Origin of the sequence: Paenibacillus sp. SZ31 (assembly GCF_012912005.1) — a bacterium.
In the GTDB taxonomy this organism is placed as follows: domain Bacteria; phylum Bacillota; class Bacilli; order Paenibacillales; family Paenibacillaceae; genus Paenibacillus.
Genome location: NZ_JABBEA010000017.1, coordinates 20078 through 33256, shown reverse-complemented (window position 1 = coordinate 33256; position 13179 = coordinate 20078). Strand labels below are relative to the sequence as shown.

General features: G+C 46.6%; 14 protein-coding genes. All 14 read right to left on the bottom strand.

Annotation, left to right across the window (positions count from 1 at the left end; genetic code table 11):
- Nucleotides 1-54: 54 nt before the first annotated feature.
- The 14 genes from HF638_RS23935 to spoIVA all read right to left on the bottom strand — a co-directional run bounded on the left by HF638_RS23935 (nt 55) and on the right by spoIVA (nt 12981).
- Nucleotides 55-849 (bottom strand): CheR family methyltransferase, encoded by a 795-nt coding sequence (locus HF638_RS23935; RefSeq protein WP_062835189.1) that lies wholly within the window; start codon nt 847-849, stop codon nt 55-57.
- 25 nt (nt 850-874) lie between these two features.
- A complete protein-coding gene (gene ndk / locus HF638_RS23930; RefSeq protein WP_169482455.1) occupies nt 875-1318 on the bottom strand; it encodes a nucleoside-diphosphate kinase in 444 nt (147 codons plus the stop codon).
- 193 nt (nt 1319-1511) lie between these two features.
- Nucleotides 1512-2486: a polyprenyl synthetase family protein gene (locus tag HF638_RS23925; RefSeq protein WP_062835191.1), complete on the bottom strand. Its 975-nt coding sequence runs from the start codon at nt 2484-2486 to the stop codon at nt 1512-1514.
- A gap of 342 nt (nt 2487-2828) precedes the next feature.
- Nucleotides 2829-3449 (bottom strand): UbiX family flavin prenyltransferase, encoded by a 621-nt coding sequence (locus HF638_RS23920; RefSeq protein ID WP_169482454.1) that lies wholly within the window; start codon nt 3447-3449, stop codon nt 2829-2831.
- Complete coding sequence (locus HF638_RS23915) at nt 3450-4316, bottom strand: UbiA-like polyprenyltransferase (RefSeq protein WP_062835193.1); 867 nt, start codon at nt 4314-4316, stop codon at nt 3450-3452.
- On the bottom strand, nt 4309-5037 hold the full coding sequence (locus HF638_RS23910) for a demethylmenaquinone methyltransferase (RefSeq protein WP_169482453.1): 729 nt from the start codon (nt 5035-5037) through the stop codon (nt 4309-4311). The genes HF638_RS23915 and HF638_RS23910 overlap by 8 nt, the downstream gene beginning before the upstream one ends.
- A 15-nt stretch (nt 5038-5052) precedes the next feature.
- On the bottom strand, nt 5053-5916 hold the full coding sequence (locus HF638_RS23905; RefSeq protein ID WP_169482452.1) for a heptaprenyl diphosphate synthase component 1: 864 nt from the start codon (nt 5914-5916) through the stop codon (nt 5053-5055).
- A gap of 101 nt (nt 5917-6017) precedes the next feature.
- Nucleotides 6018-6569, bottom strand: coding sequence for a hypothetical protein (locus HF638_RS23900; protein ID WP_169482451.1), 552 nt, complete (start codon nt 6567-6569; stop codon nt 6018-6020).
- 121 nt (nt 6570-6690) lie between these two features.
- On the bottom strand, nt 6691-6912 hold the full coding sequence (gene mtrB, locus HF638_RS23895) for a trp RNA-binding attenuation protein MtrB (RefSeq protein WP_017687697.1): 222 nt from the start codon (nt 6910-6912) through the stop codon (nt 6691-6693).
- A 169-nt stretch (nt 6913-7081) separates the two neighbouring features.
- Nucleotides 7082-7354 carry an HU family DNA-binding protein gene (locus HF638_RS23890; protein ID WP_024630670.1) on the bottom strand — a complete coding sequence of 91 codons (273 nt, stop codon included), beginning with the start codon at nt 7352-7354 and terminating at the stop codon, nt 7082-7084.
- Between the two features lie 217 nt (nt 7355-7571).
- Nucleotides 7572-8558: an ABC transporter permease gene (locus tag HF638_RS23885; protein ID WP_062835197.1), complete on the bottom strand. Its 987-nt coding sequence runs from the start codon at nt 8556-8558 to the stop codon at nt 7572-7574.
- Nucleotides 8555-10072, bottom strand: a complete 1518-nt coding sequence (locus HF638_RS23880; protein WP_169482450.1) for a sugar ABC transporter ATP-binding protein — start codon at nt 10070-10072, stop codon at nt 8555-8557. Before HF638_RS23880 ends, HF638_RS23885 begins: the two co-directional genes overlap by 4 nt.
- A gap of 113 nt (nt 10073-10185) precedes the next feature.
- On the bottom strand, nt 10186-11283 hold the full coding sequence (locus HF638_RS23875; protein WP_169482449.1) for a sugar ABC transporter substrate-binding protein: 1098 nt from the start codon (nt 11281-11283) through the stop codon (nt 10186-10188).
- A 219-nt stretch (nt 11284-11502) separates the two neighbouring features.
- Nucleotides 11503-12981, bottom strand: a complete 1479-nt coding sequence (spoIVA, locus tag HF638_RS23870) for a stage IV sporulation protein A (RefSeq protein ID WP_036607700.1) — start codon at nt 12979-12981, stop codon at nt 11503-11505.
- Nucleotides 12982-13179: the final 198 nt, after the last annotated feature.

Sequence of the window (13179 nt, the reverse complement as noted above, 5' to 3'; positions counted from 1 at the left end):
TAACCGCCTGAACACATGTAACATGTGCTTCAGACGGCTCAACAACCAATATGATTATTTCTTCCGATAGAAGAATGTCTCTGCTGTCTCCAGACCATATTGTCCCGGGGAGAAGATCTGCTCCGTGCTGCCCACGAACAAAATACCGCCTGGACGCAAACTTGCTGCAAATTTGTGATACAACAGGTTTTTGGCTTCCTCGGTAAAATAGATCATGACATTCCGACACACAATCAGGTCGTACCCATCGTCAAAACGGTCCACGAGCAAATTTTGTTTCATGAACTTGATCGAATTTTTGAGTTGCTCATCAATACGGTATACCAAGCCATCCTGCTTGAAGTAACGGTTCGCCGTTTCCTTTGGCACATCCTTAAGTGAGCGTTCCATATAACGCCCTTCCTTAGCTTTAGCCAATGCACCTTCATCCAGATCACTTGCCGTAATGGAGCTATCCTTCAAAATTCCCATCGTATCCAGAATCATGGCGAGTGTATAAGGTTCTTCACCTGTTGAACAGGCTGCACTCCAGACTTTGACACGTCGCTTGGAGCCCAGCAGCTCAGGCAAGATCTCGTCCCGCAGTACTTCCCAACGATTGGGATTACGCCAGAATTCAGAAACGTTAATCGTCATACGATCAAGGAACTCGTAGAACAATGATTTATCTTTCTGCATAGCATCAAAAAAGTTAGAAAATGTATGAAACCCGTTTTTGTTGCGAAGTGTGGTCAGCCTTCTTTTCATCTGGCCTTCCTTGTATTGAGCAAGATCAATGCCTGTGCTCTCTTTGATTTTACGAATGAATCCGGTGTAATCCGGGTCTAGTAGTTGTTCTTGCTCCAGCATCGTGTATCACCCTTTTGGCTAATAATTACAACCAGGCTGCGATGCTCTTGTCGTATACCACCAGTTCATCTGAAGCAAAGAAATTTGCTGCTTCACGGGTAGCACTTTCCGGTGAATCTGCCCCATGAATCAGATTATGTGGTGTGTGGCTGGCGAAGTCTCCACGAATGGTGCCCGGAGCGGCTTCCTTCACATTGGTTTTTCCGATGACAATGCGCGCAAGTGCCACAATATCGTCCCCTTCCCACACCATGGCAAATACAGGCCCAGATGTGATAAAACGAACCAAATCATCGAAAAAAGGTTTGCCCTCATGTTCAGCATAATGGCGTTTTGCCTGATCCTCAGACATCTGCACCAATTTGCCTGCCACCAACTTAAATCCTTTGTCTTCCAGACGGCTAATAATCCGACCGATCAATCCACGCTGCACACCATCCGGCTTCACCATCAAAAATGTACGATCCATCAGCTCACTCCTCACTCACGGTTCAAAGTTAATCACTATGTAAACGCAATCCCTCTGATTGTAACATACATGTCCAAATCCTCCCAATGAGGAATTTCACACGTCTATCCATCTTCAGGTGTGAGTACCTGTGTCAGATCCAATCAACTATGCGTTGTCCAGTCCAACATGTGAGTCGAAGGTCATACAAAGTTTAATGTGTACGTTTAACCACAAAATGAGCGATATCACGCAGGTTTTTGGTCGTCTTGATGTTAGGTAGCTGATCGAGAGCATCGAGCGCTTTCTTCATATATCGGTCAGCAAGGGCTTCTGCTTTAGCAATTCCTTGACTTTGGCGAATCATTCCAATTGCATCCGATGCACTTGCCCGTCCTTCTTCATGTTGGACACGGGAAATCTCCTTCAACAGAGGTTCACGCAGATCGGACTCTTGCAGCGCATACAGCACAGGAAGAGTGATATTTCCCTGCTTCATATCACTGCCAGGTGGCTTGCCAAGTTGTTTCTCGGTACCTACCAGATCAAGTACATCATCTTGAATCTGGAAAGCCATACCCACATTGTATCCGTACGTATACAGCAGGGAAGATACATGCTCAGGCGCACGTGTGGCCAAAGCCCCCAACTGACAGCTAACCGCAATCAGAAGTGCTGTTTTACGACGAATCCGCAGCAGATAATTACGAACACTTTGTCCCGTATTGAAAAAGTCTCGAATTTGCTCCATTTCACCGATGGACATCTGTACCATAGCTTTGGCAAGTATACGATGAATCGCTGGATCGGATAATCCGGCAGTCATTTCAAGTGCCTTACCGTAGATATAGTCTCCAGTGTACATGGCAATACGATTATCCCACTTTGACTTCACCGTGGGTTTGCCTCGGCGTGTCTCCGCATTATCAATAACATCATCATGAACGAGAGATGCGGAATGAATGAGTTCCAGCGGAACTGCAACCAGCTTCAGACGTTCAATGTCATATGTACCAAATTTCCCGCCAAGTAATACAAAAACGGGCCGCAACCGTTTTCCTCCTGCTTTGAGCAAATGAAGCGACGTTTCACTCAGCAGCTTCTGTTCTCCTCGAACACTGCGATACAACTCTTTCTCAATGTAATCCATGTCCTTTTTTAACAACCCGAAAATATCCAATAGTTTCATTCGTTCACCCGTATCAGCGTATTGTCAGTCCATAAATCCATGCTTACCTTCCCCTCCAGCAAGTCGGGCCTGCAGGCAATACGAAAAACCCGGCTTACCGTTCTTGCTTGTGTTTTCTATAAGGTAATCTAACGTATTCTTCTTCTCCGAATGTCATGGCCGACACCCGGGAATTAAACTCTGCGACTTGTTCTGAAACAAAATACAGAAGTTGCCGGAGCATGGGTCAAGACTGTGGTTCATGAAGACTCACCATCAGCACTCACCAATACCCCGGGATTCGGGGGACAAATAAACCGAGCAACACTTTGGCAAAAAACAGCCTTGTATCGGACTCAGTTGTTATCCCCGTTCATCCGGTTCTCCCCATCTTGTAAACAGTTGATGTGGGATGCGCAAGCTATCCAACACTTTCCCCACCAAAAACATAATCAACTCATCCATAGTCTGAGGTTTGTAATAAAAAGCAGGCATAGCCGGTATCATTCGTACACCAAGACGGGAGAGCTTCAGCATGTTCTCCAGATGGATTGCATGAAGTGGCGTCTCACGTGGTACGAGGATCAATGTTCTTCCCTCTTTCATCATGACATCGGCTGCGCGGGACATCAGATTATCCGACGATCCCTGCGCGATGGATGAAAGAGTTCCCATAGAACATGGCATGATAATCATGCCATCGGCCAGATAAGAACCACTTGCAATGGAGGCCCCTATATCACTCACAGGATGATAGATCAGAGAACCGGCACGGTTGCCAAATTTTTCTTCAAGCACCGCGTCCCGATTCGTCACATCCCAGTCCATTTCTTCTTTCAGTACACGCCACCCTGCATTGGATATGACCAGATGAACGTTATATTCCAGATCAAGCAGCGTTTCAATCAATCGAATGCCATATATGCTGCCACTCGCTCCGGTAATTCCGACAACCAGTCGTTTATTGTCCGGCTGCTGTACCATTTATTTCACCGCCAGATCAATCAAAGTGAACGTAAATACGATTAAACTAAGCAAGCTGTTCATGGTAAAGAATGCCGTTTGAACACGACTCATATCATTAGGCGATACAATATAGTGTTGATAGAAAAGAATACCATACGTTACCAACATGCCTGCGCCATACCACCAGCTCAGATCTGTCATCAACAATAACGCAAGAAAACCAATTGCAGTAATCACATGGAAGAACTTGGCGATCTGCAATGATTTAACCAAGCCAAAACGGGAAGGTATGGAATGAAGGCCTTCTCCCTGGTCAAATTCAAGATCCTGACATGCATAGATAATATCAAAACCAGCTGTCCAGAACACAATCGTAACGTACAGCACAATCGCTGTCCAATCCATCGTACCTGTTACAGCTACCCAGCCACCAAGTGGCGCCAAACCAATCGTCATTCCGAGAACGACGTGGCATAACCATGTGAAACGTTTGGTGTACGAATACAGTACCAGCATAAACACAGCAATAGGCAACAGCTGCATGGATAATACATTAAGATTGGATGAGGCCCAAAATAACAATATAAAAGAGATAATGACGAATATAACAACTTCCCCATTTTTCAACAGTCCTGCCGGGATCGCTCTCATCGCGGTACGCGGATTTTTGCCATCAATCGCTTGGTCAATAATTCGGTTCAAACCGAAAGCCGCACTACGTGCGCCGACCATCGCAAGCAATACCCACATAATCTGCATCCAGCTTGGGAAGGTATCATTCACTACCATGGAGCCTAGAATGGCCCCCATAAATGCAAAAGGTAAAGCAAAAAGCGTGTGTTCAATCTTGATCATTTCTAAAAAGATGCGAATTTTCCTAAACATGCTGATTCTCCTTGGTTCCAATATGCAATGCCGCGATACCTCCGGTCAGAGGGTAGGCCTGCACTTGTTGCAATCCAGTTTCTGCAAAAATGTCTGCCAGTTCCTTTCTTCCCGGAAAAATGGCCAGTGAGTCCGGCAGCCATTTGTACTGCTCAAAACTTTTAGCGAACACTTTGGCAAGATTCGGTAAAACCTTCTCAAAATAAAAATAATAAATACCTTTGAACGGTTGCCATGTTGGTTTGGACAATTCCAAACACACAACCATACCGCCCGGTTTTACCACACGTTTCATTTCAGACAACACTTGTCTGAGATCAGGTACATTGCGCAGTCCGAAGCCAATCGTCGCATAATCAAATGAATTGTCTTCAAAAGGAAGTGACATGGCATTTCCCTGTGTAAGGGTAATCTGCTTCTGACGCTGCACGGCATTGATCTTCGTTTGGCCAACTTCGAGCATGTTGCTACTGAAATCAAGCCCATGCATGTGCCCCGTTTCACTTGCCTCTGCCATGGCAAGCGTCCAGTCACATGTGCCGCAGCACAAATCAAGACCGGTGTCGCCCTTGGACATATTCATCTTTTTCATGGTGAATTTGCGCCAAGCCTTATGCCTACGGAAACTTAGAATATCATTCATGACATCATATTTTCCGGCTATACTCTGAAAAACCGAATGGACATATTCTTCTTTCGGTTTGGTCTCTCCGCTCCCCATTCGTCTGTCTCCCCCTCAATCTTCCCTTACTGCCGCATGTGAAGGCTGCAAATATGTTAAGTACGGCTCAAGAATTGCATGTATCTCATGCAAGCCCATCAGCCCTTCCTCGTCTTGCAACAACAGTTGAATGCGGTGTGTACACTCGCGAAGCTTGTCCAACAAAACCTCGCCAACCCTATGCTTCAGCACCATAGCGTTCCATTCACGTGCATCTGGTTCAGACTGACGCAGCACACTGCGCTCATCGTCCTTACCATACTCGTATATGTGCCAGTATGCATAGCTGTGAAGAAATTGTTGTTCGTCATTCATCCGCTTCAGTTCTTCCACGATCGTTTCGCAGGAGCTGAATTCGGTCAACAGGCTGTTCCATAAGGACTCTTCCTTATCTTGAATCATGCCTGTAAATGAAAGAAACAGCTGCATCCTCAGCTGTACCGTTTCACGCAAGTATTCATCAGCCGAAACGAGAAGCTTCATCATCCGTTCATACAGCGTCATCTTGCGTGCGTTCACTTCGGATACAGCAGCACTGAGTTTGCCAATCATTTCAATTTTGCCCGCATGGGCAAGCAATTGATAGAAACGGCTACTTAAATAATCCCCGGCGAGCACATTCAGCTGGCGTGAACGCATCTCCTGCTCTCTTCGCTCGCCGGAAATGGTATCGATTCGATCATGCGTATCCATGGCCAACTGAACGAGCGAAGTTGCGAGAGCATATAGCTCTTGATGCACCTTTTCGTCTGTGCGGCCCACAAATACCTGCAACAGACGTGCCCGGCTATCCGGAAATGATGGGATTTCCGTATGTTGTCGAATCATGTCGTATTCCGTATATTTCTTTGCTAGTTGGGGTACGCGATATGAATTCATTCTCAGCCTCCGAGCCTTAACATTGTTAAACCATTTCTGCACTACAATCTTATATATTATAGCATATGTTGAACGGGCACGCACTGAATCCTGCTATTCTATTACCCCTGACTTGTCATTTCGAATTGCTTCTTCCAGAGTTCGGTCTCCATCAAATGAAACCAGTCCTTCAATTCATCCGAAAAGGCTGCACTTTTCCAGTTCCGTAATGTTTCAATCGCATACAGGGGCCACTCTCCACGCCGAATATCAGCAGCAAGCAAAAGATGTCGTTTATGCATCCATTCATCTTCTGCCATCACACGCAGCAACACCTGATCCACGTTGTCCAGACTCCGAAAGCCCAGATCCGCCACAGCTGCCATGTTCTCATAGATTTCAGTGTAACTCGTAGCCGTGCCTTTAACCTTGAGGTCCAGTCTCAAAATAGACTGTTTCCATTCCACTCTTGCAATGGGTGTAGATAGTTGCATGGAGCTTAGCACATCAACCAGATTGTCATCCGTTAGCTGGACTGGATGATGTGATGCAGAGACAGGTTGTACGTTTTCCCCGCCCCATGTACGCATATGTAAGGTTTGTATCGCAACAAGCAGAAAGACCGCCGCAACCGTTGCCAGCATTGAAGCAGTAACAATCATCCGCGGTTTCATATACGCCTCCCTGCCTTTACCTGTTAGTGTAGTCTGTCCGGTAAAGGCTCATACCTCATTGTACAATGAAAAAAAGCAGGCTATGCCTGCAATCTTCATTTGAGCGTATTCAACCTGTGCATTACTCCGATTCAATCTGTCCATGCTTGGTAATCAGCGTGGCTTTGCCCCGGATTTTAATAGCTGAAGTATGGGTGGTAAATTGGGCAAACATCACTTCACCCTTGTCCAATTTCTCGGTGTGGTGAAAACGTGTATCCTGACCTCGGGTTAATCCGATCACCTGGACACCATTTTCCTCTGCCTTAATTACAATATAATCATTGCCGGTTGGATGATCCATCACGCATGTCCCCTTCTTTAGTTCGATAGCGTTAATGATGATTAAGATTGTTTCATTTGTCAACCAGCGCCTTATACGAATGAACCGCAAGAATCATCGTTAAAGGGCAAAAGAAAAGGCCGTGAACAAGTCACGGTCTTTTTGTCGACATATGGAATATGTAGAAATCTTATTTAATTCCGTCTTTGAGCGCTTTACCTGGTTTGAATGCAGGAATTTTGCTCGCAGGAATTTCGATTTCTTCACCTGTTTGCGGGTTGCGTCCTTTACGTGCAGAGCGCTCGCGAACTTCGAAGTTCCCAAAACCAACCAATTGTACTTTATCTCCGCTTTGAAGAGCCTCAGAGATTGCTTCGAATACGGCATCAACCGCTTTCGTTACATCTTTCTTGGACAATTCAGTCGCTTCGGATACGTGTGTAATCAAGTCTGATTTGTTCATTTGTTTTTCACCTCCTGTATCAATGTCCTGAATGTTATACTGTGTTTCCGTTTTATAGCGAAATATACGTTCATACGCAAAAAATCTACGTACATCTTGAGCGATGAACACAAATCTCCGCCTGCGGTCAACAGTCATTTTCGGCAGAATGTCGCCTGAAAACACGGGGATTTCAGACGCCGAACAAATTTCATACTAATACAGACAGCCCACAATTTCAAGTCCGGTTGCGGTTTAAGACGTAAAACGTAACCGCCAGGGCGAGCACAAGAACCCCACCTTTTACAATATCATGTGTGAAATACTGTACGTTCATCATCGTCAAACCGTTGACAAGTACACCAATCAGAACCGAACCAATGAAGGTTCCGATGACATTCGGTTTACCCGCGCCAAACACAGAGAAACCGACAAATACCGCAGCAACGGATTCCATTAACAACGGTGACCCGGCATCAATCTGTCCAGATCCTACTTTTGAAGCATAGATGATCCCACCGATTGCGGCAAATACTCCAGCGGCTACATAGGCGAGAGTACGCACCTTTTTCACCTTGATTCCGGATAGACGCGCTGCTTCCTCATTACCGCCTGTGATATACATCTGGCGCCCATATTTCGTATAAGTTAAAAAGATATGCACACCGATGACCGCAATAAGCAGCAGGATGACTGATATCGGCATACCTAGCCATTTACCCTGCCCTATAAGCAGGAATGTCGGGTCCATCTCTCCCGCAGCTTTGCTTCCATCAGGGAACTGCATGTGATTGTAAATGGTATATCCTTGTGCATATGTTTTATGAATGCCCCCGATGATGTACATCGTGGCAAGAGTTGCCAGCAGATCCGGAATACGCAGTTTTACGATCAGTAAAGCGTTCAGCAAACCAATAACAGCCCCGATAATCAGCGGCACGATAATGACGATCGCTAGTGGCTGTTGATACCAAATCATTAACGAAGCAGTAACGACAGTGGTCAATGAGACGGTCGCCCCCACCGAGAGATCAAATCCATCAACAATGAGAGATAACGTAACACCAATCGCGACAAAGGTAACGATAGAGATCGAGCCCAAAATATCGGTCAAGTTACTGTACGTAAAGAAATAAGGCAATTTAATGCCGAAAAATGCGATAACACCTATGATGACAATAATCGCCCCGTAACGGAACGCAAAATCCAGTGATTTATCCTTCATGATTGCACCTCTTGTCCACCGCTTGCATAGTATAGCAGCTGTTCTTGGTTAGTCTCGCCCCGTTTGAACTCTTTAACAATAACACCTTCGCACATGACAGCAATCCGGTCACCAATCCCCATTCCCTCATCCAGTTCACAGGTGAAATAGATTACGCCCTTGCCCGCCAAAGCCAGTTCATTGATGATGCGGAAAATGTCACTTTTCGCCCCAATATCCACACCCTTGGTTGGTTCATCAAATATAAATACATCCGCATCCGCATTAAGCCATTTACCAATGGCTACCTTCTGCTGGTTACCACCACTTAGATATTTTACTTCCTGTTTCACGGACGATGTCTTGATTCCAAGCTGTTTCACCAATGACTCCGCATTCTGACGCTCCCGCTTGCGGCTTACGAAACCTAATGTACTAAGGCGACTAAGCAACGGCAGGCTTAAATTCCGTTCGACGTTCTCCTGAATCAGAATTCCCTGTTTGCGGCGCTCCTCCGGTACAGAAACAATCCCCAGAGCCGCCGCATCTGCAGGCTGAGACAGGCGGAGGCTACGGTTGTTAAGCCGAATCTCACCACCCTCCAGTCGATCTGCGCCAATCAGCAAACGAGAGCTTTCCGTTTTACCAGCGCCTACCAGACCCACGACAGCGAGGACTTCACCTCGGCGTACTGAGAGATCAACACCTTTGACCTTCACTCCACGACGTAGCCCACGTGCTTCTAGTAACAGCTCTCCCACAGGTGCTTCTGTCTTCGGAAACTCTTCTTCAAACGGTTTGCCCAACATCTGTGTGACCAGGTCGTTGATTGTCAGCCCTTTCGCTTCACCCGTAAATACATGTTGCCCATCTCTCATGACCGTAACGCGATCACAATGACCCGTCACTTCAGCAAGACGATGGGTAATGAAAATACAGGCTACACCCCGCTCCTTCAGCAGATGAACAATTCGGAAAAATGCATCCGTTTCTTCCTGACTCAGCGGTGCAGTCGGTTCGTCAAAAATGATGACCTTGGCATCCTGAATCAAAATCCGTGCCAGCAATATCATCTGTTTCTCTGCAAGCGTCAGATCAGCCACTTTTTGGTGAACGGAAATGTCTGCTCCTAATTGCTTCAACGCTTCTACCGCACGATGTTGCAGCTTCCGCGGACTTTTCCACCAACCACCAGCAGATGAAGCCAACTGATCCATCATAATGTTCTCCGCAGCCGTCAGCTGTGGCACCAGTGCTGCATCCACTTCTTGATAGACACAGTGAATCCCACTTGCCTTCGCGTCTCCCGGAGAACTCAAGTGAAGTGCTTGTCCACTCAGCTGAATCGTACCCTGATCCAATTGATAGGCACCAGACAGAATTTTCATTAACGTGCTCTTACCGGCACCATTGGCACCGAGTAGCGCGTGAATCTCCCCGCCTTTCACAGAGAAATCTACATCCTTCAGTGCAGGTATGCCTGAAAACTGTTTGTGGATATGTTCCATTTGAAGCAGAATCGGTGCAGTGCTCATGATGTTAACCTCCAATCGTTCCCATCCGGGAGTCTCCCTTTTCTCGTCCTTATCTCGCGTATCTTCATTATGGTGGAAAAAGCGCGCCTAGCGGCGCGCTTCCCTTACGCTGCTTATTTAGCAGTAATTCCGTATTCGCTCATCCAATCCTTGATCCCTTGTGTACTGCCTCCCCAACCTTCAACGAACTCTGACAGCTCTGAAGTGGAGATTTGTTTATCTGGCAAAGCTTCACGTTGAACATAGACCGGGTTAAGCACAACTGCATCTTCCGTCTCGTCCCCATTCAGTTTCTGATAAGCATAACGAACTTGTACGCGACCGATATCTGTTGGATCAACCGCAGCAGAAGCTACCCAAGGGTTTTTCGGGTCCTGAATCATTTGCAGGTCCTCGTCACTCATATCGATACCATACACTTTGATCTCATCGCGTCCAGCTTGTTGAATGGCACGCGCTGCACCTTTGGCGAACTCATCCCATGCAGCCCATACTGCTGTAATCTCACCTTTTGGATATTGTTTGAGAATAGCCTCCATTTTGGCTTGAGTATCCAGCGCCGGGTTCTGTGCAGAACCAAATGTCGCTATTTCCTTGATGTCCGGATTGGCTTTCAGGAATTCACCGTATGCGATCTGACGGCGTTCCATCGGTGCGAAACCAGCTACCCATACTTTTACGATGTTGCCTTGTCCATTAATATCTTTTTTCATTTGCTCCAGCGTCAGCTCAGCCATCTTCTGATCATCCTGCGACAGGACTGTTGCTCCTGGAACACTAATAGCTGCATCGAACACAACCACTGGAATGTTCTGTTCTACTGCCTTCTTCACACCTGGCTCTAAAAGGGAATCCCCGTGATCCGTGAGAATGGCATCGAATTTCTGATTAATTGCGCTATCTAGCAAGGATACCATCTTCGCTTTATCATTATCGGCAACAAATGTAGTCAGTTCTCCACCGAATTTTTCGATTTCTTCTTTGACACCTTGTACATATTGCTGCGAGAAAGTACCTGTATTGAATTCCATAATAAGTGCGATCCGTTTGCCACTTAGAGGGCCTGTGACTGCTTCCGTTTTCGGTGTATCATCTGATGCACCCGAAGCCAGAGTAGATGCCGGTTCTTTTTTGATTCCGCAAGCAGATAACGCCAATGTGAATACTAATAACACACTCAACCATACCCATTTTGTCTCTTTTCTTTTCATCTCTGTTTCCCCCTGTTCCACTCTCTGTGATCTCGATCACAATAGTTGAATATTAATATAACGGCTAATCCCTAGTATGTAAATGGGTTTTAGTAATTTAAAGCTAAAAATCGCTAAGTTTTTTCGAAAGAATCATTCTTCCTATCCATTTCATCCAAAATCAAGAAATCACACTAAAAAAGACCGCGAGGGGATGCCCCCTTGCGGTCTTTTGATGTCTTACAGAATGATAGCGATCAAGCCACCTGAACCTTCGTTAATGATTCTTCCCAGCGTCTCTTGCAATTTGTATCTTGCATTATCCGGCATCATGGCAATCTTGCCTTGAATACCTTCTCGCACGATGGAGTGCAGCGAACGACCGAACATGTCTGAATCCCATACCTTGATCGGATCGTTCTCGAAGTCCTGCATCAGGTATCTCACCAGTTCCTCACTCTGTTTCTCCGTGCCAATGATTGGAGCGAACTCCGATTCCACATCGACCCGAATCATGTGAATGGACGGTGCCGTTGCTTTCAAACGTACGCCAAATTTGGTGCCCTGACGAATGAGCTCAGGTTCATCCAGAGCCATCTCGGCAAGAGACGGAGCAGCGATGCCGTATCCGGTCGTTTTGACCATCTCCAGCGCTTCTGCGAAGCGGTCATATTCTCTCTTCGCATGCGAGAATTCCTGCATCAATTGCAGCAGATGATCCTTGCCTCGAATTTCGATCCCGACCACTTCCACGAGAATCTGATCATACAGTTCATCTGGTGCATACAGGTCAATTTCGGCTACACCCTGACCCATATTCATGCCACTCAGGCCTGCGCGATCAATGAATTCATATTCCATGAACTGAGCAACAACCCGATCCACGTCACGAAGTCTGCGAATATCCTTAACGGTATCCCGTACGGAATTTTCGTAGTTGCTGCGCAACCAGTGAGTCTCGTTCAGCACCATAACCCAGCTCGGCAAGTTTACATTCACTTCATGCACAGGGAACTCATAGAGCACTTCACGAAGTACACCCGTCACATCATCTTCCGTCATGGTCGCTGCACTGAGTGTCATCACTGGAATGTCGTATTTGGCAGCAAGCTCACTGCGCAATTGCAGGGCTTCTTCACTGCGAGGACGAGTGGAGTTGATGACCAGTACAAACGGTTTGCCCACTTCTTTTAATTCCGCAATAACCCGTTCTTCGGATTCCACATAGGAACTGCGGGCAATTTCGGCGATCGTGCCGTCTGTTGTTACCACAACACCCAGTGTGGAATGCTCCTGAATGACTTTGCGAGTACCAATCTCTGCGGCTTCCTGGAATGGAATTGGCTCCTCGAACCAAGGCGTGGAGATCATACGCGGACCATTCTCATCCTCGTATCCCTTGGCTCCTTCCACCGCGTAACCTACACAATCCACAAGGCGCACATTGACATCGAGTCCTTCGGCCACCTTGATTTGGACTGCGTTATTCGGTACGAATTTCGGTTCCGTGGTCATGATGGTCTTACCCGCTGCACTCTGTGGAAGTTCATCCACCGCCCGACCACGATCTGCCTCGTTTGTGATGTTTGGCAATACAATGGTTTCCATGAATCGTTTGATAAATGTTGATTTTCCCGTCCGGACTGCGCCGACAACCCCGAGATAAATATCCCCTCCGGTCCGCTCAGCTATGTCCTTAAAAATATCCACTTTCTCCAATGAAATCCCCTCCCTAAATTACTCCGAAGGAAAAATGCTAAAGAGCATCCGCTTCGTTTTTTCAATCAGAAGACTGAAATCCCTGCAACGGTAGAGCCGCCTTTGTGAGTGCCCGGAAGTCGTCCGCCGCCGAACGTTGCATTCTGATGAAACCGGCGAGAGCGGCGTTAACTCGTACATGCAATTGGACTAGTATCA